The following is an 18,927-nucleotide window of genomic DNA, read 5'->3' on the forward strand; positions in this document are numbered from 1 at the left end:
CATATAACCCCGATTCAGGCACTCAAAAATTGGCAACAAAAAAGACCTCAACTTTTTGTGAAATCGGTTCATGACTTTGCGGGACCTGACAGGTAGGTCATCAACAGGGTGGTTGGGACCTCCAGTCCACGACGTTCTTTGATCGGCACACGCGTGCCAGGTAAAGTTTTGGGTCGCGGCGCCGGTCTTCAGCCAGCCCCACCCCCCGCTCACTCCTGCGTAAGCGCCAGTCCACACCGCGGCACGTTTCTCGTCGCGACCGCGAAAGCGGAAGACCACTTTTTGAACCTGTGGCTAAAAACTAAAGGTCTGACCCCATGTCGCTCATGTTCCACGTGGAACACCGAGGCAATATCGGCGAGCTTTTCTTCCCCTCGCCTTCCATGCTAGCCTTTTGGGGACGCGTTGATTCCCCATCCGCCTTCAACAATAAGCATCGCTCAGGAGGGTCCTTATCATGAAAACCTACCGACAGGAACTCTGGATGCACGTCCCGTCCCGAAGGGGTTTTGTAAACATCACCCATCAGGTGGAAGACGCCGTCCGATCCAGTGGCGTTCAGGACGGTTTGGTTCTGGTTAACGCCATGCACATCACCGCTTCGGTCTTTATTAACGACGACGAACCCGGCCTGCACCAGGACTACGAACAGTGGCTGGAACAGCTCGCGCCCCATGAACCCGTGAGCCGCTACCGCCACAATCGCACCGGCGAAGACAACGGCGACGCCCACCTTAAGCGGCAGATCATGGGCCGAGAAGTGGTGGTGGCCATCACCGACGGCCGCCTGGATCTGGGACCCTGGGAACAAATCTTTTACGGCGAATTTGACGGAAGACGTCGAAAGCGCGTCCTCATCAAGATCCTCGGCGTCTGAAAGCGCTGTTGCGGCAGGTCCGTGCCCTTTGGACGCGCCTGTTTCGGCACTCCGTGCGCTCCATAACTCCCTCAGAGCCGTTCCATGGCTTCGGGAGGGTCCGCGCCGGGCGGACGAATCTTTCGTTGCACCTCGCCCATCAGGTTTTCTTTTTCCACGTCCGTGAGCCCTCGCGAGGGCTCTAGCACTTCAAGGGGCGCCTCTGTGGTCCCGTAAATCGTCCAACCCGTCAGAATGCCGCGCCTTTTGGTCACGATTTGTGACTGCATCCATCCCGCATCCCCGATGACCAAAGCAAAACAAAAGGAGCCGTACACCGTCTCAAGAATTCGGGCTCGGCCCACCGGTGCGTCCGTCAGCACGGTCACGGTACCTTTCTTCAGCTCTTCCGGGTCCCAGACCGTGTCCCAAAGGACCGTCAGGCCATCGATGCGGATTTCCCTTTTTAGCACCGGGCGCCGGACCTTTGAGGCCACATATTCGAGCACCGTACGATGGTTGGTTTCGTCCACGGGAGAAAATCCATGGTATTGAAGGTCTCCGTGGGAATGAATCCATCCGTTGATCAGGCGTCCCGCTCTCAGATTCTCCTGAAAGGCCAAAAGATCCGCCGTGTCCAGGCGCGCGTACTGAAGTAAATTTGCGGCATTGCGAGGCAGCCCGATGTCCGTGATCACCTCGGGGCGTTCTTCTTCACCCAAGGTGAATCCGTACCATTCATAACTTTCTCCGTAAAGTTCCCGCACCGCCGCGGAAATGGCGTAGGCCTTGTTTCGCGCATACCCCGTCATTCGCACGCACTCGGGCAGGCTGCCCAGCGGCACTTCCAGCACGGTGGGCCTTTGAAGCGTCGAAAGCTTTTTGATTCGCATGCCCCCGTCCTTCCTCAGGCCAGAGCCGCCTTGACCTGCATGGCGTTCACTTCGTAGTCTCCCGTATGTGTTCCCGGCAAGGAAAACATGGGCTCCAAAAGCACACGATGAAGAATGCTCGTGAGCCCTCGCGCTCCCACCCCTTCCTGCTCGGCGCGCCGGGCCACCTCCAGCACCGCTTCTTCCGTTAACCTAAGCCGAATTCCCCACGCCTCAAAATCCTTGATAAAGGCCTGCAGGGGACTGTCCTCGCTCTTGATCAAGATGTCTCTTAAGTTGGACGTGGTCAGGGAATTGAACACCACGCGCACGGGCAATCGGGCCATGAGCTGCCTTTCCATGCCGTAGCGCACCAAATCGTCCGGCACAAGAAATTCCCGCCACAGGCCCTTCAAGCCCTGTCGCTCCATACGCTGCTGGACCATTTCCTGAAGGCTTTCAAAAGCGCCACCGGCAATGAAGAGCACGTGGCGAGTGGAGAGAGTCAGGCGATCCCGGCCCCATTCAATGGTGTTTTCCATGCCTTCAAGAATCTTGAGCAGGCCTTTTTGCACGCCTTTGCCGGACACATCCTTGGTCAGCGTCTTTTCCGAGGCGATCTTGTCGATCTCGTCCAGGTACACCATGCCTGTTTGGGCCGTCAACGTGTGCCCGCCCGCCGAAATCAAAAGGTCCACCAAAATGTCCGAGGCACTTTGACCCACGTAGCCGGTTTCGCTAAACTTGGTCAGGTCTTCCACCACAAAGGGAACACCCACCAATCGAGATGCCACTTCGCACGAATAGGTCTTGCCGCAGCCCGTCGGGCCAACGATCAAGATATTGGCTTTGGGCGTCTTGACCCTTTGCAGAGCCTTTTCCACATCGCCCCCCACCTGGCCCGCCGCTTCCCGCAAGGCCGCTCCCAATCGACGGTAGTGGTAGGCAATGGCCGTCGCCAGAATCTTCTTGCCCCGCTCCTGCCCGATGACAAAACGATCCATTTCCGCTTTAAGCTGCGAAGGCGTCTTGTTAAAGCCGGTGATGTGCTCCACGGTCTGAATGGTCTTGCGCTCCCGCACACCATCCATCTTCTCTTGAATTTTCCACCGACTTTCAGGCGCCAACGGTTCAGCCACGGAGCATCTCCTTACCTCAGCGCTTGGCGGCATAGTAACGGTATAGGAAAGCAAAACTGTATCGAGAAAGAATCCATGGCGGAATGGTGGATTTCAAGGCATAGAGCGGACGGCTCAGCAAAAGGTCCGCCCGCGAAGCGGCCCATGGCAGGTAGGGGCTGTCGACGCGCCTGAGGATTTCCATGACTCCGCCAAAGAATTGTGGATCCACGAGGCCAAAAAGCGCACCGCACGCCCCGGCCTTTCGAATTTCGCCCTGCATCAAAGCCTGGGACACCGTGTGTTCCACCGGTTCTCGATCCAGCGCGATCAACAGATCCCTAGGCTGCAGGTGATCACGTTCTAAGATCAGGGCGACGCGACTGAAGCGGTCCGGCTGGAAAGACTCTTGGCCTTTGTCCTGGGCCCTGTGGCGCTTGATTCGATCCCTTTTGTGCCTAGGTCCAGGCATTGGTGACGGGAATGTTTTCTGAAAGCCGCCGTGCATCCTGCGCAGAAACCCTCAAATCGTCGAAATTAATCTCGCGCTCTATGGCGCTCAGCCCTTCCAGACTGTGATAGCCGTTTCTTTTTCTGGCGTCGTAGCCGTGATACAGGGCATTCAGACCGTCCTCGATGGACCGAAAGATATCCCGGGCGTTAAATGTTCGTCCCCGCGGCGCATGCCCCAGGCAGATCCTCTGCCACGGCTGATAGCGCGCCAAAAGTGGATGCTTGTACTTTTCCACCACCACCGGCCACAAATCCACCGAGGATACTGCCACGCGGCAATCCGGAAAAAGGTAGAGGCGCTGGTAGTAGTCCATGAGCGCGTAACGGCCCGTTCTTTTGTAGACCACCAGAGCACCATCGAAGGGTCTGTGAAAGAAACCGAATCCGTTCACTTCCAGCGCCCCCCGTGTCAGCACATACAGCATCAAGGCGCGCCCTAGCTTCGGCCACGATGCAAACCCATCCAAGGTCTCGCGAATCCAACTCTCTTCGGCAAGAACCGCCTCTCGAGCCTTCCCGATCAAGGCCGTCTCCACAGCTTCCAGTAGATCTCGCCTGGTAACCCTCTGAACACCCTTGCTTTGAAAGACACGGTCCGCGGCCGGCATTTCCGGGGCCTCAACAAACCGCGGCGACGCCTCCATCTCTTCCACCCCGCGGACGTAACGCGTCGGGACCCGCACCTTGTCCGCCAACCACGCCGCCAGGGCCGCTCGCCTGTTTTGTGCGGCCTTGATCTTTAGCGGGACACGCACGAACCGAGGAAGCACCTCAAAGAGAACCATCTCCACAGGCTTTAACCCAAAACGCAGAAGCCGGGGCCTTTGAGCGGAACTCAGGTCTCGAAACCATGTTTTTCGCCGCTTCTGGGCCATGTGAGGAAAAAGCTCAGAGGCGTGTCGCACCACATCCTGCCACGACACCGTCTCCACGTAGGCCGTCCCTTCACGCAAGAGGATTCGCGGCTTGACCTCAAGGCCGCTCAACCCCTCGGCTTCCGCAGACAATGGCTCGAACCCCTGAAGCTCTTCAACAATCTGGGGATCCAGGGGACAGGGAAGGTACATTCTCCCCTGGTCCATCAGAGCCTCATGGATTTTCTGAAAAAAGCGCGACTTTTGGCTCGCTCGCCGCCGGCCAGGCACGGCCACTACCCCCTTGGGGTTCCCCCTTCTTGAGGTCTCAACACCCTTACGGCCACGTAATAATATTTTTCGCCTTCCTCCGTCTGTTCCACTCGGGCCTTTTCCAAAGGGTCACCTTCTGCGGGCCGTCCGGCGCAGAGCAGGACACCGTCTTCCATCTGAAACAGGATTTCCTCCAAAATTTCCCGCTCTTCCACGGAAAGATCCTGGCGTGACAGCACGGCATTTACCAATTCCTGCAACGTCCGGCCTTCGTAGGTGCCCGGCTCGAACACTTCCAATAGCCCTTCGGCCGCCTGACCCGGTAGGACCTCCACGACCAATGGCACCGGAAGTTTTCGCGATTCCTTATCCGTCTCGTCCTGCACGTGAAGTTTCATGGTGCACCCCAAGCGTTTGGGAATTTTCTCGTATTGTGACATGGATTTCTCAGAAGTCAAAAAGGCCGCCTGCTTCGGCGAATTCTTCGGCGGGATTTTCACTTCGCTCTTCGACGACAAGGCACGGCGGCTGCGCCCCAACGGCGCCTTCGGGCAACGCCCGCGTCTTTCGGCGCTCAGGGCCTTTGCTCGACGACGGCCTCAACAATAGCTCGAACTCGCGGGTGCTCCTGCAGGGTCTTTAAGGGGAGAGGCAATTTGCGACGCCAATTGGGATGTTCATGAACCGTTCCCGGCACATTCACCTGGTCGATCATGCCGCATAGGTCTTCCAAAGACACGGCCAGCAATTTGGATCCGGAGGCTGCAAGATAACGATAGAGCGCCGCCGCTCGTAAAGGGGCGAGCCGTTGTTCCTCTTTCTTCCGTTCCTTTTGCGTGGGTCCAGGTTCTTCGTGGTATCCCCAGGAACGCAAGAGAACACGCAACGCCTTCTTGTCAGCAACCCGCCGTCGCGCCAACGCCCTTCGAACCTGAGCACTGGGGTAAAGCTGCAGGCGCCTTCGAAGCCGAAGGTCTGTTCCCTGCCAAAAGCCTTCCAGCGTGGGGAGATCATGGGTGGCAAACGAGGCCATGGATTGGGTTGGATAGTGGCTTGGTGGAGGAAAGGTGCCGTCTTCCATTCTTTCAAAAAAACACAGTCGGCATCCAAACAGGCCGGCCTCTTTCATCGCCTCTCGAATACGTTGAGGCACGGTTCCCAAGTCTTCGCCCACAATGACGCACTGGTTTCTTTCACTTTCCAGAAGCACGATCCCCAATAGCTCCTGCAACGGATAGCGCACATAGGCTCCGCTGCGCGGGTCCTTTCCGGCCGGAATCCAATATTGGCGCATGAGCCCCATGACATGATCCATGCGCAAGGCCCCGAATTCCCTCATATTGGCGCGCAGCATGGCGACAAACGGTTCATACGCTCGCTGCCTGAGTCTTTGTGGTATCCAAGGGCAAACCCCCCATTCCTGACCGTTGGGGTTGAAGTCGTCTGGCGGAGCTCCAACGCGCACGTCTCGAGCATAGCTGTCAGGGTCCAGCCAGGTGTCCAGCCCGGCCGGGTCCACGCCCACGGGTAAATCCCCATATAGACCGACGGCCAAGCCTCGTTCCCATGACCGGTGCCCGCAGGAAGCCAGTTGTTCTCGAGCGATCCACGCCAGATATTGATGAAAGGTTACCGCGTCCCTGTGTTCCGACGCAAACCGAGACACCGCGTCGCTTGCCTTGTCCTGGTAGGCCTTTGGCCACAGAGGCCACCCCCACACGGCCGCATTCAGGGCACGAAAATGGGCGTCCAGAGCGTGAAATACTCCGTAGTCCTCAAGATCTTTTCCTTCCATGGCCACAAAGCGCAGAAACTTTTGGGCCCGTTCCGATGCTGTTTTCAGGTGATGCTCACAAAAATGGTGGAAAAGCCTCTGTAAAGCCCGGCGCTGCATGGCCCATACGCGATCGTAGTCCACCAAGGAAGACTCCCGGGCCACACAGCACGCTTCCTGAAAGTCCTTTTCCCCGCACCAGCGGCGCACCTCCTCGCATTCCTCAAATTCCGGCACCGCTTCCACGTCGATATACCACGGCTGCAGGAATCGTCGGCTGGATGGCCCATAAGGACTGACCTTGGACGGATCTTCGGGAAACAGAAGCCCTAGGGGATTGATGCCCACAAAGGCGGCGCCAAGATCCGCAGCCCAATCGATCAGCGCCTTGAGATCGGAAAAGGACCCGATTCCCCAGTTTCTTTCGGACCGCACACTGTAAAGCTGCCCCGTAAGGCCCCATAGCTTTCTGTCCCCTCGCAAGGCTTCCGGCAGGTAGGCCCGATGAGGCACGATGATGAGGCGCTGTCGAGCCACGGACTCCCCATGAGGCCCTTGCAGATGCACTTCCAGATCATGGTACCCACAGCTCACTCGCACCCAAAGATAAAGAAGGCGCCGAAGATATGACCTTCCCCCGTGATCCATGGCTTCCAGGCCGGGAAGCGCCGCCAGGAATCCTTCGCCCTGGCTCTCCGACCCATCTTCACGCCGCAGGTGCCAACGGTATTGGCCGTAAGCTAAGGGCTCCGGAAGGGTGAGCACCACGGCCACGGGGTATGTTCCTTCGGGCACCACGTGTACAGGGTCCACCGCGTTCCGACACGACCGTTCGGCAAGCTCGTCAAGAATGTTCAGCAGGTCTTTTGGAGTTTCCGCCCAATAGCCAAGAGCGGAAAGGAGGGCCTTGAGCGTGTCGTCTTCCACGTCCTGTTCTCGTCCCCAGCCGTCCTCATACCGCGGCTCAATTCCGCACAGGGCGGCAACGCGTCTCAAGAGTGCTCGCTCTCCGTTTAACGTGTTATCCAAAGGCACCTCCATTGGCCCTATCCATTGACCCACTGTCCCATTTTTCAGATCAGGGCACTCGGTTTCAGAATTCAAAGAGCAGCAGTGGTGGGTCGTAAAATGTCGGAGGCTCCACTCCCAGAAGCTGCATCAGTGTGGCCGCAATGTTGGTAAGCCCCGGATCTTTCACCGAAGGGTCGATGCGCATCTTCACCACTTGCGACGCACTGTAAGCGATGAACCATACGGGGTTCAGGGTATGGGCCGTCTTGGCTTTGGGTTCCCCGTTGGGATGGCGCTTGACTCGACCCGTCTTTTTGTCCACTTCATACATTTCCTCGGCATTGCCGTGATCGGCCGTGACCAGTAGAACGCCCTGGGTGTCCTGCACTGCTTTGATAATCCTTCCGAGGCAAAGGTCCACCGCTTCCACGGCCACGATCGCCGCCTGATAGACGCCCGAGTGCCCCACCATATCGCCGTTGGCAAAGTTCAGGCGTATGAAATCATAGTTCCTGGATGCGATCTCATTGACCACGCGGTCGGTGATTTCCGCCGCCTTCATCCAGGGTCTTTGTTCAAAAGGCACGCGATCCGAAGGAATTTCCACGTAGGTTTCTAAGCTTTCGTCGAATTTTCCCGACCGATTTCCATTCCAGAAATAGGTGACATGCCCGAATTTTTGCGTTTCACTGATGGCGAGCTGTTTGTATTCCTCGGCGCAGAGAAATGCGCTCACCGTGTTCTCGATATGCGGCGGTTCCACCAGATAGCTCTTGGGAATGTGCAGGTCCCCATCGTATTCCATCATTCCCGCGTACGCCACTTTAGGGTAGGGCTCTCGAGGAAACTTGTCAAAATCCTCCTCTTCAAAGGCCCGGCTGATTTCAATGGCCCGGTCCCCTCGAAAATTGAAGAAAATCACAGCATCGCCATCCCGTATGGGTCCCACCGGACCATGGGCATCCGCAATGACGAACGGCGGGATGTCCTGGTCGATGACACCGGGAATTTCCTTGCGGTACGTCTCGATGGCTTCCACGGCCGAGGCAAAAAAACGGCCTTCCCCGGCCACATGGGTCTTCCAGCCTCGTGCCACCATGTCCCAATTGGCCTCGTATCGGTCCATGGTGATGACCATGCGGCCGCCGCCGCTGGCGATGCGATAATCCACACCGGCCTGCTGATTCAGTGAGGCAAGAAAGGCCTCAAAAGGCACCACGTACTCCAGGGCCGAGGTTTCTCCCACATCACGTCCGTCTAAGAGAATGTGCACACGGCAGCGTTCGATCTTTTCCACAAAGGCGGCCTGCTCCAACATTTTTTTCACATGATCTAGATGACTGTGCACGTTGCCGTCCGAAAAGAGTCCAATAAAGTGAAGGGTCCCCTGGTTTTGTCGACAGTAGTTCATGAGCCGTTGCCAGGTCTTACCCTCAAACAGCCGCCCTGTGGCCAGGGCTTCGTTCACCAGCCGAGCCCCTTGTGCATAGACTCTGCCGGCCCCTATGGCATTGTGGCCCACTTCCGAATTGCCCATGTCCCCATCACTGGGTAGTCCCACGGCGGTTCCGTGGGCCTTGAGCAATGTAAAGGGGCAATGGGCCAGGAGCCAGTCCAAGTGAGGAGTGTAGGCATGGGACACCGCGTTTCCTTCCGTGTTGGACGCGCAGCCAATGCCGTCCATGATAACCAACACCAGCGGGCGAGGGCCGTTTCTGGGCAAAAGACGCTTCACTTTCATGGGTTTCTTCCTTAGGCTGTGGGCGTCACTGCATGGCATCCTCAAAGACGCCTCTCAAGGGGTCGTTGCGGTTTTGTGGTGTGGCCGCGCCTTTGATCACACTGAGAGACCGACACACGGCGCGAAACGGCTTCACGGCTCGCGCCGCTTTGGCACGGTCCCTTCTTGAATCAGCGGCTAGCGTTCCCTCCAGACGGGGGTGCGCTTTTCCATAAAAGCCTTCACACCTTCCTTGGCATCTTCGGTGGTGCACAATCGAGCAAACACCTCGTTCATGTACTCAAAGGCTTTATGATACTCCATGTCCGCCGCCACGTAAAAACCCCTCTTGGCAATCTGCACGGCAATGGGGCTCTTTTGGGCCAGCACGGCCGCCCAATCGTGGGCCGCCCTGTCCAGATCCTCTGCAGGCACCACGCGATTGATAAGCCCTCTGGCCTGGGCTTCCCTGGCATCCATCAATTCTCCGTAGAGAAGCATCTCGAGCGCGGTCTTTCGCCCCACAGACTTGGACACGGGAATTACGGGGCCAACACAGTTCAAGCCCACGTTAATGGCCGTCAGTCCCAATCGAGCCGTTTCCGCGGCAATGGCCAAGTCGCAGGCCGCCACAAGACCCGCGCCGTTGGCGGCGGCCACTCCGTGCACTTGCGCGATCACAGGCTTTTTCATCTCGCTTATCGTTACCAAAGGGGTTTCCATGCGCTGAATCCATGCCTGCAGTTCCATGGGGGACTTGCCGTCCAACTCACCGACATCGATGCCCGCACAAAAGTGCTTGCCCGCCCCTTTGATGATCACCACACGCACCGCAGGGTCGGCGTCCAGTGTCTTCAAAGCCCGCGACAGCTCTTCGGCCAGGGGCGTCGTGAACGTGTTCAATTGATTGGGTCGGTTCAGTGTGATGGTCGCGACGTAGTCTGCACCCATTTCCACCAGCAGGGTCTCATAGGTCATGGTCGTCTCCTCCCTTTGCGTTAAACGATCCCTGCAAAACCCTTGCGCACGCCGACTCTCCGTTAAGGCGTATCGACGTTCGCGCTTCTACACCATGAGCCATTCCCAAACCGCGGCGCAGGTCTCCTTATCTCATGCGATAGCCCTGAGGTCTTTCCCCCAGAACCACGGCCACTCTGTCACGGTCTCCTTCCCAATGAACCACATCCAAGATCACCTTGTCTCCCGGCCGATAGCGCCGCAAAATCCTCATGAAATCTTCCACGCTCTCCACCGCGTGCCCATCAATCGCCACCACAATGTCTCCACCCACGACGATTATGTAATTACCCACTTGGGCTCGCGTCTTTCCACCGCGCAATCCTGCCTTGTCCGCCGGGCCACCAGGAACGAGCTCCATGATCATGGCCCCTCGAGACACCCGCAGTTGAAGAGCCTCAGCAAAATCGGGAAACATCGTCATCAGGGTGGCTCCAATCCACGGGTAGCTGTAGTAGCCCTTGTCAATGAGTTCCCGAACCACCGCCTTGACCGTGTCCACGGGAATGGCAAAACCGATCCCCACATTGGCCCCCGTGGGGCTGAAAATGGCCGTATTGACACCGATCATGAACCCCGACGAATCGATGAGCGGGCCGCCGGAATTGCCGGGATTAATGGAGGCATCCGTTTGAATAATGTCTTCAACCAGCGCACCCCCCGGCGCTCTCAAGGTTCTTCCCACAGAACTGATCACGCCCCTGGTGAGGGTTTGGCCCAATCCAAAGGGGTTGCCTATGGCTAACACTTTCTGTCCCACTTTTAAACCTTTTGAAGTGCCCATGGGAATGACGGTCAAATCTTTTTTGGGTGCATCAATTTTCAACACGGCGATGTCACTGTTGGGATCAGACCCGATGAATTTGGCCGTATACTTCTTGCCGTTGAAAAGAGTGACCTCCAGCTTTCTCGCATCTTCAATGACATGATGGTTGGTGACAATATGGCCTCGCTTATCAATCACCGACCCGGAACCTGCCCCTTGGCGTGGCACGATATTGAAAAAGAAGTCCCGTTCGAGCACCGTGCTGGTGATGTTCACCACTCCCCGAGAAAGCCTTTCGTAGAGTTCGATGTTGTTCTTTTCGTCATCCGTAAGACTCCACGCCATGCGGGGTATGATCACCACCATCACGCACAACCCCACAACCCACGCCTTCCAGAATCGCTGTCCCATCCTTGTTCACCTCCAGTGTCTGCAGCGCTTCGGCTTTCGATGGCCGTATCCGAAATCAGCACCCTCGAAGACCTCGCTTATCCACACCCTCACGCCAAGGGAAACCCAATCCCAATGGAACCCCTCTAGACGGCCGATCCCAAGCCGTCATAAATTCTTTGCTCCCGTGGGTCGACAAGGGTATCCTTTAGCGTCCAGGGCTTGTCTTGTGATGGATATTTTCCCATGCCAATAATTCGTTTGCTAACTAACAAAAACACCGTCCTTAGGCAAACGCCAAAGGGTTGCGTGCGTCGATCCCTCGTGGGGGTCGCCATGGATTTCTTTCGCTCAGGCGTTCGCCGAGTTCACACTGCCAGTCCTTGGAACCTCATGGCGACCTTGTTCGCTCTGCACCTTGCGGCAGGAATTCTTGTCAAAGGGTTTCTCAGTTTGCATCGTGTGGAACGGCTGGTGCCTATGTCGGCCCTGGCCCTGGGCTTGGGGTTTTGCCTTTGGGCACAAAGGCCCACCACGAAAGCCCACACAAAGGGTTGGATGCGCTTAGGCCCAGCCTTGATCTACAGCTTCTTTATCGCCGCCATGTCCCATCAACCGTTGACCGGTGTTCGACTTCCCGTCTCGGCGAACCTCTTTCATCCCGTGGAATATGCGTGCCTGGCCGTGTTGTGGGGTTGGTTTTGCCTTCCGGTGCTTTCACGGCACGGATCCTTGGCCTTTGCGGGGTGGGTTTTTGTGCCCGGCATTCTTTTTGCCCTCAGCGATGAATGGCATCAGAGCTGGGTTCCCGGAAGGTTCAGCAGCCCGTGGGATGTTGTTCTCGATGCCATCGGGCTTTGTGCCGGAGCGGCTGCCGTGGTGACGCTGTCCCGCTGGGCGCCCCCGTGGAATCCTGCCCTTTGGCCGGAGCTCGATCAAGAATGCACAAACATCAGGGTTACCGCGAGAAGCCCATGAGCATAGAGTCCGGCAGCCACATCATCGGCCACGATGCCCAAGCCCCCCTTCAATTGTCGATCCAGGACACAGACAGGCCAGGGTTTCAAGATGTCCATGGCCCGAAAGTACAAGACTCCAAGTACCATGGTCAGGGGTGTGGCCGGCATGCCCGTGGTGGTGAACAAGAACCCGATAAGCTCATCGATCACCACATCTTGTGGATCCTGATGTCCCAGGCTGTTTTGCGCCTCCTCGGCAACCCAGCAAGACCCGACAAACAAAAGCCCCAAGAGCAGGCACGCCCACCCGTGCGGCAACGCCGACAGAACCGACGCGACGGGAATTCCCGCGGCTATGGTGGCCACGGTCCCTGGAGCCACAGGGGCCGTGCCCAACACACCCAACCGAGCGATCCTCACGGCTATGGGCGGTTTCGATTGGTGTGTGTCTGCCAAACTCATGGGGGCTCCTTATTCAGCCGGGAAACATCAGCCTTGGGGAAAGTGCCCAAGAATCCATGTGCTGCGCCAAGGCCTTTTTTTGCTCGAGGTCTTTGATGAACGAGAACCAGCATCCAGAACAAAAGAACTGTGGGTCCCCCTTTCAAATCATTCGTCCAGAAGAGTATGCCTTTTACGGCATCGACCCGCAAGACATTCCCATAGGAACTTTTGCCGCCCACGACCATCCGTCCTTTCTCATGAGCCGCTATGGCGGCAACGCCTACGGCTTTGGGCTCGTGGAACAAAACAAGCTCAGCCCCGACGACTACGACTTTCTTGAACGCATCGACTTGAACGACCGTCAGAGCATCATTCGCCATGCGGATCGTTTGAACGATATCTACAAGAAGCTGGGCCTTCTCATGCGGTTTTCCCGCCGAGGCACACGCTACTACCTAATCCCCATCAATCTCGTGGCCCAATCGGTTCAGGACGTGCGCGCCAAGGCAGAGGCGGTTGAAAAAGTCATCGCCGACCATGCGCGGGCCACAGGGTCGGAACGGCTCGATGTGGCCCTTTTTACGACCAGCCAGGACCTGATTGCCCATGATCTGGCGGCTCGCCTTTCCCATCACCGGCTTGCCATAGTCGACGACATTCGAAAACTGCGGGCATGGCGCTCTCCTTTTGACGTGGCCGTTTTTCCTCGCGATCCCTGTGAGTACCTCATCGGACAACCCCTTCCAAAGCCGAAACAATCCGCACGTAAAAAAAGACGTCTTTTCCGGTACGCGGGCTATGTGGCGGGAAAAGTTTACGATCTTCTAGAATCCAGCGGAAGGGTTTTGGTTCTTGCGGACAGCCCTTGGTGTGTGGCCAAGGCCGGCCAGTACCTTGTGGAATTCCTTTCGGAGGAGGAATTCAAAAAATTCTTGCTTTTCAGCCACATCTACAAGACGCATCAACGCTATTCTTCGCAGAAACATCCCGTTTCCGTCCACCCTTTGGATTTTCATTTCTATGTGCACAACGATCCCATCAACATCGACTTTGCTCGAGAAACGCTCGGCGTGCCGCACCCCTTTGATCTTGCCCCAAAAGACATCGACCGCTTGCCGCACTTGGACCATCCCCTCCCGCACCCTTATCGAAAAAGGAGAGCCCTGGCCTGGGAAAAGGCCTTCGCACCCTACTTTGACATGCACCTTGTGGATGCCGTCACCACCAGGATGCCTTCCCAAGACTGGCTCAAACGGCTGCGCGTGCCCGACAAGGCCTGGCCCAATAACGTCGGCGTCTTCACCGGCACGCCTCGCCCCGTTTCGGTGTCTCGACAAGAGGTCGAAGAACGCGCCAAGAAAAGCGGCATGATGGGATGCCATCCCACATTGACTGCATCTTACCGAAATTCTTTTCGTTACGTGGCCGACGTTTTGCGCGCGCTCATCCAGATTCGCGACGGCCGGTTTGGACCAGTAGGGGAAGTGGAACGGGACCGCCTGATCAATCCTTTTCGGCGCAAGGAATTGAGCGAGCAGGCATTCCTGCCGGTTCGACAACTCCTTCGGCAGCTGGACAAATTGCAGGCTATCGAAGAAACCCTGAACCCGGACCACCTGGAAGGCCCTTCCACACCTGTTCTAGAAAACCTAGAAAAACTGGCCCTGCATGGCTTCACACCCGCCCAACTCACCGAGATGGTTCTGATCGTCACGGGGCACAGTGCCATGAGCCGCATCGTGCTTGGCAAAATGCCCGCCCGCAACCTGAAACCTCTCACCGACGCGGCCACCGACTCACCAGCCCACACCGTCGTGGACAAACTGCGCATCTGCCGCCTCATGAGCGTCGCTGAAATCGCCGCGTCCTTTGGCCATCCGCTGACCTCCGTGCAGATCGACGAGGTGTTTCGCATCTATCACGACGCCGTGCGCGTCGCCACAAATCCTCAGATGGACTGGCACGCGCTGGAAGACCAGCGCATCAGTGAAATGGGCGGCGTACAATACAAGGCCCTTCGAGAAATGCTCAAATTCTTTAACCTCTTTGAATACCTCAACACCTGGTACGAACTTCTGGATAAAGGTCCCTTTGAACGAGAAGTGTTCTGCGACTACGATCCGGACAAGCTCCGTCAAGTGGAACAGGTGCTTCAACTGGCCAGCATGGTAGATCGCTTTCGATCCCACCTTCACGACAGTTCCATTCCCCGTCAAACTTTTTTCTTTCGCCAGTTTCTGCAAACGGAATTTCACGGCACAGGCCATCTCTTTCCGTCGCTGGGCCCCAAATGCGGCTTGAAACTGCTCTGGGTGACGGTGCAAGTGAGCCCCCATCGCATCGTCAATTTCAATCCTCTTCTGGCCGCCGTGCCCCCGGGAAAAATGGCCCTTCGCCTCGAAAAGATTCGACAGGCTTTGGAAAAGCTGCCCGTTGAAACCATGCCCTGGAAAGAATTGGACGGTCTTCGAAAAACCCTGCTCAAAGGAAAGCCCATTTTTCTCCATAACTCGGGCTTACGACTCACCTACAATGCCGCCACCAAAGCCATCGACGTGTCCTACGTGGACGTACAGGAGAACGTGGAACTCATAGAAAAGCTGCTGAGCAAGTTTGAATCCTGCAAACTCAAGGAAGTGAGCCTGCAAGAGGTCACCCAGCTGGAGCGCCTCTTTTCAGAAATCTCCAGTTACAAGCAATACCTTTACGAGGAAGGGCGAAGCGAAGCCGATGTGCACCAGGAAGGGCCCCCCAGTCCGTCCTTCATGGGGTTGCGGCTCTCAAGCATCGAAAACCGAATTCGGCACGTGTTTCTGTCGCAGATTCTCGTCCCCGAAGAAATCTTTGATACCGTGAGTCTGCTGGTGGAACACTGCCCCAATGTGCTGCGGTTTGTCATGCCCGACTTGCACCACCTGGGACAGCTCATGGAAAATCGCCCCACACGTAAGCGCCAGTCGGTTGGCTCCTACATCATGCGCTGCCTGGAGAAATTTCAAGCGCTCATCCTCAAGGACAGAGAGAATTTTCAGGATGTTACTACCTACTACCAAATGGCCAAAAACGAATTCGGCCCCTTGGCGACGGAAGACAACGGCGCCAAACACCATCAGTTGGAAATCTTGGAACACTTTCTAGAACGCATCGACCAGGAACGGCCGGCTCTGACCCAAGCCCTGACGCTGGCTTTGCTTTTTCAGGATCTCGGCAAACTGGAAACCTACACGGAAGAGTCGAAAATCCTTGAACGCATCTGGACCCACGCCGAGCGCAGCGTCCGCATTCTTCAACAACACCGCACTTTGAGCCAATACAATCTTTCCAAGGAGGTGCAGGACCTTACGCTGGAACTCATTCGCCATCACGGCCTCATCGGCCATGTCATTCAAGGCTCGGAACCCATCACCGCCATCGAGCTTCTAACGCAAGCCAACGATAAGGATCTGCTGGACACCTTTGTCTTGCACGCCATCCTGGCGGCTGCTTCCGTTGAAGAGGGGCTCATGACGGAAGATCTTCTGGACCTCTTTTTGGAATACCGCCACGGATGCCTCCATGTGATGAAAACGGGTGGTTCCTGGTATGCTCACTGTCGCGAGAAAATGCGCCACAAAGGACAGGCCTCTCTTCACGCCTCGGAATCCGCTCCTCAACTGCTGCCTCTGACACCCCCCGCCAAAGTTTCTGCCTACATGGATTCTCAGGACGGGAATGAAGACGACGAGATGCTATGGCGCGGACGCCAGATCGAAGCTTTTGAACGGCTTCTGCGCCTTATGGGGGTTCCCTGGGTGGATTTTCACGACCTGCAGATGGCCTCCATGAACGTGCCCGTCGCTTTTATTCATCACCAAAAAGGACTGCGAAGTGTGGGGCTGCACCATTTCCGTCAGAACGTGACCAAAGCCCTGCAAATCTTGGCGGAGGTCCAGCGCATGGATGCATCTCTTCGAACCTACCTTCTCTATGGCCTGGACCCGCTAGGCGGTGCTTTTCGCATCTATGACTTTCACCATTTTCCACCATTTCTCTCGGTCCAAGCCTGCCTGAACCTGCTGGCCCTGGGTCTTATGGCCTATCATCGCCACTGGGCCGGTATGCCTCGTCAAGGTCTTGTGAGTTTTCGTCCGCTGAGCCGTGTCGTACGCCATCGCCACGAAATCCTGGAAGAATATCTGCATGACCTTGCCCTGCACGACCCGTCTTCCTGGATCCTCGGCACGGAACCCTGGAACACCGTTCAGAGCTTTCTCATGGTCGAAACCAGCCCCTTTGGACCCGGCGTTCAATTGCGCCTGCCCGAAAGCCTTCAGGTCGAAGCTCTTCTGCACGCCATCTCGGAAGCGAAAACCCACGAAGAATTGCGCCATGTGTACCGGGAACAATTGAAAAAACTGCACATGCTTCCCTTCGTGACACCGGAACAAATGGAACACATCAAAGTCGTCTACCACCGGCGTATGGAAGAAATCAGCCGTGAACTGCTTCACGAGATTCAAAACGCTTTGGCCCGCCTCACCTCCTTTGACGAACTGGACCTCTTTCGCACACGCTTGTTCGAATCCCTCTCCCGCGCCGTTCTCTCGGAGGACGATTACTTCCTCATTGAAGACCTGCTGGATCATCATCGAAGCCGGCTTCGAGACGAATTTCTGACCAAGGTGGCGGAAAAAGTCTACGCGTTCAAAGACCGAGAAGCTCTCACAGCCTACTGGAACTCTGTCAAAGCCGAACTCTTTCGATTCCGTTCCTACATTGGCAAAGAATACGAAGCCATGATCGCCTCGTATATCGACACGCAGCTGCAGGGCTCTTCTCTTGAACCCGGTCCTTGAGTAGGGTGCCCGATTTCTTTACCGTTATCCGTGGAAAAGCAACAATGCAGATTCTTCGTCAGGTGATCGACTCTTGCGCGCGGCCTCGACAGTCCGCTCCCGTGGGAAAGGCTCGGCCTAGGCCGTCTCGGGCGCAGAAACCTGGTGGGGTTCTTTAATGGGAAGAATGAAATAGATGGTGTTCCCATACTTCTTAGGTTCGCACCCCACTTCGCCACCGTGAATTTCCACCACGTTTTTGACAAAATGCAAACCGTGACCCGTGCCTTTCTCTCGACCCACGTTGGAGGCGCGAAACCCTTCGTCAAAAAGCCTTTTGGCCTCTTCCTTGGAAAGGGGTTGCCCGGTGGTAAAGATGCTAAACTGAACCCCATGCACACCCTCTCCAAAGTAATTCTTCAGAATCTTTCGATGATAGGAAATAAATTTGATCTTTTGCCCCCGCGCATCCTCCACCTCGCGCGTGTACTTGACGGCGTTGGAAAAGAGATTGTCAAACACTTGGGAAATCAGCCCCTTGTCCACAAAAAGCGTCACTTCTTCGTCCGGTATATCCTCCAACCGATTGTCTACATGAATGCCGGTTTTGGCCAACACAGCCTTGTAACGATCCAAAATGGGCTGAATGATCTCTGTTCGAAAATTGCACGGCTGACGCCGCAAAACATACGTGCCCTTTTCAAAATGATCTCGCCGCAACAAGGTTTCCAGGAAAAGGCTCGTGTGCTCGTAATGCTTTTTAAGGGATTGGTACTCTTCTTCCAGTGCGTCGTTGCGAGTGGCCAAGCCGTGATACAATTCGCACAACTCTCGACACAGGTTACTGTCCTTGGTCTGCGTGAACATGATGAGGTCACGAAGGTCTTCCTGAAGTTTTCTGTACTCGTCGATGGATTTTTTCAACCTAATAAGGAACAACTTGTAGTAGAGGTTCGGGGATATGACGTTGTGCTCAATATCAGAAACCAGCTGATTGATAAATTTGATGTGTTGAATATTTTGTTGAAGAAGTAACTTTTGATGGAGATTGTACCCGATGCGATTGCTGAACTTTTCCAGAAAAAAAAGGCCTTTTTCGTCCACCTGTTCTTTGGGGTAGATTTCAAAAAGTCCGAGAATGGGGCTTTGGCCGCCAAAGGGAAGCCACTGGGTCAAAGCGACGTTGCCTCGTATGGGAAGAAGATAGGAATGGTCCGTTTCTGCAATTCTGTCAGACAGGGCCGGCACGGTTTGGGAGGAATCCTGGGCTTGGACCACCCCGTCCGTGCTGGTGCAGACCATTACCAGTCGACCTGTTTTGTTGTCCAGTACATAGAGGCGGCTTTCGAGACGGAAGAACTCTTTGGGCACCGTGACGCAGATCAGGTAAAGGTTTTCCAGGCTGGTGTATTCCTGGGCCAGGTCAAAAAAGGTGGCAAAGGCCTCTTCCTGAAGGCGTTCAAAGTTGTAGCGCTCATAGGCCGCTTTTTTTTCGCGCACCCGCGCCCCCATGTGCTCAAGGGCCTCCCTATTCATTGTCATCGCC

The 18,927-nt window shown here is 56.1% G+C and carries 14 protein-coding genes; 3 read left to right on the top strand and 11 right to left on the bottom strand.

All coding sequences use genetic code 11. The features are described 5' to 3' along the window. Positions 1 to 457: 457 nt before the first annotated feature. On the top strand, positions 458 to 877 hold the full coding sequence (locus EDC27_RS10325) for a secondary thiamine-phosphate synthase enzyme YjbQ (RefSeq protein WP_123290563.1): 420 nt from the start codon (positions 458 to 460) through the stop codon (positions 875 to 877). 71 nt (positions 878 to 948) lie between these two features. Here the strand turns inward: EDC27_RS10325 and EDC27_RS10330 are convergent, their stop codons facing one another. The 9 genes from EDC27_RS10330 to EDC27_RS10370 form a co-directional block, all read right to left on the bottom strand. Beyond that, on the bottom strand, positions 949 to 1,749 hold the full coding sequence (locus tag EDC27_RS10330; RefSeq protein ID WP_123290564.1) for a hypothetical protein: 801 nt from the start codon (positions 1,747 to 1,749) through the stop codon (positions 949 to 951). Between the two features lie 14 nt (positions 1,750 to 1,763). Then, complete coding sequence (locus EDC27_RS10335) at positions 1,764 to 2,867, bottom strand: AAA family ATPase (RefSeq protein WP_170161755.1); 1,104 nt, start codon at positions 2,865 to 2,867, stop codon at positions 1,764 to 1,766. A gap of 16 nt (positions 2,868 to 2,883) precedes the next feature. Next, positions 2,884 to 3,318 carry a hypothetical protein gene (locus EDC27_RS10340; RefSeq protein WP_123290566.1) on the bottom strand — a complete coding sequence of 145 codons (435 nt, stop codon included), beginning with the start codon at positions 3,316 to 3,318 and terminating at the stop codon, positions 2,884 to 2,886. Next, complete coding sequence (locus EDC27_RS10345; RefSeq protein WP_148045735.1) at positions 3,305 to 4,441, bottom strand: hypothetical protein; 1,137 nt, start codon at positions 4,439 to 4,441, stop codon at positions 3,305 to 3,307. Before EDC27_RS10345 ends, EDC27_RS10340 begins: the two co-directional genes overlap by 14 nt. A 68-nt stretch (positions 4,442 to 4,509) precedes the next feature. Beyond that, positions 4,510 to 4,926 (bottom strand): hypothetical protein, encoded by a 417-nt coding sequence (locus EDC27_RS10350; RefSeq protein WP_123290568.1) that lies wholly within the window; start codon positions 4,924 to 4,926, stop codon positions 4,510 to 4,512. 134 nt (positions 4,927 to 5,060) lie between these two features. Then, positions 5,061 to 7,289: a 4-alpha-glucanotransferase gene (malQ, locus tag EDC27_RS10355; protein WP_170161756.1), complete on the bottom strand. Its 2,229-nt coding sequence runs from the start codon at positions 7,287 to 7,289 to the stop codon at positions 5,061 to 5,063. Positions 7,290 to 7,353: 64 nt separating this feature from the next. After that, positions 7,354 to 9,012: a 2,3-bisphosphoglycerate-independent phosphoglycerate mutase gene (gene gpmI, locus EDC27_RS10360; RefSeq protein WP_123290570.1), complete on the bottom strand. Its 1,659-nt coding sequence runs from the start codon at positions 9,010 to 9,012 to the stop codon at positions 7,354 to 7,356. 177 nt (positions 9,013 to 9,189) lie between these two features. After that, positions 9,190 to 9,969: an enoyl-CoA hydratase-related protein gene (locus EDC27_RS10365; protein WP_123290571.1), complete on the bottom strand. Its 780-nt coding sequence runs from the start codon at positions 9,967 to 9,969 to the stop codon at positions 9,190 to 9,192. Between the two features lie 127 nt (positions 9,970 to 10,096). After that, entirely contained in the window at positions 10,097 to 11,185 is a 1,089-nt protein-coding gene (locus EDC27_RS10370) for a S1C family serine protease (protein WP_123290572.1), read from the bottom strand. Positions 11,186 to 11,557: 372 nt separating this feature from the next. Here EDC27_RS10370 and EDC27_RS10375 point away from each other — a divergent pair, with 372 nt between their 5' ends. Then, a complete protein-coding gene (locus tag EDC27_RS10375) occupies positions 11,558 to 12,142 on the top strand; it encodes a VanZ family protein (protein ID WP_170161757.1) in 585 nt (194 codons plus the stop codon). Here the strand turns inward: EDC27_RS10375 and EDC27_RS10380 are convergent. After that, positions 12,100 to 12,585, bottom strand: a complete 486-nt coding sequence (locus EDC27_RS10380) for a phosphatidylglycerophosphatase A family protein (RefSeq protein ID WP_123290574.1) — start codon at positions 12,583 to 12,585, stop codon at positions 12,100 to 12,102. The two genes, EDC27_RS10375 and EDC27_RS10380, sit on opposite strands and share 43 nt — an antisense overlap. Before the next feature lie 95 nt (positions 12,586 to 12,680). Between EDC27_RS10380 and EDC27_RS10385 the strand changes: the two genes are divergently transcribed. Beyond that, positions 12,681 to 17,402 (top strand): hypothetical protein, encoded by a 4,722-nt coding sequence (locus tag EDC27_RS10385; protein WP_148045736.1) that lies wholly within the window; start codon positions 12,681 to 12,683, stop codon positions 17,400 to 17,402. 117 nt (positions 17,403 to 17,519) lie between these two features. On the opposite strand, the gene EDC27_RS10390 is transcribed toward EDC27_RS10385, so the two are convergent. After that, a complete protein-coding gene (locus EDC27_RS10390; protein WP_170161758.1) occupies positions 17,520 to 18,923 on the bottom strand; it encodes a sensor histidine kinase in 1,404 nt (467 codons plus the stop codon). Positions 18,924 to 18,927 lie beyond the last annotated feature (4 nt).

This window comes from Desulfosoma caldarium (genome assembly GCF_003751385.1).
Classification (GTDB): domain Bacteria; phylum Desulfobacterota; class Syntrophobacteria; order Syntrophobacterales; family DSM-9756; genus Desulfosoma; species Desulfosoma caldarium.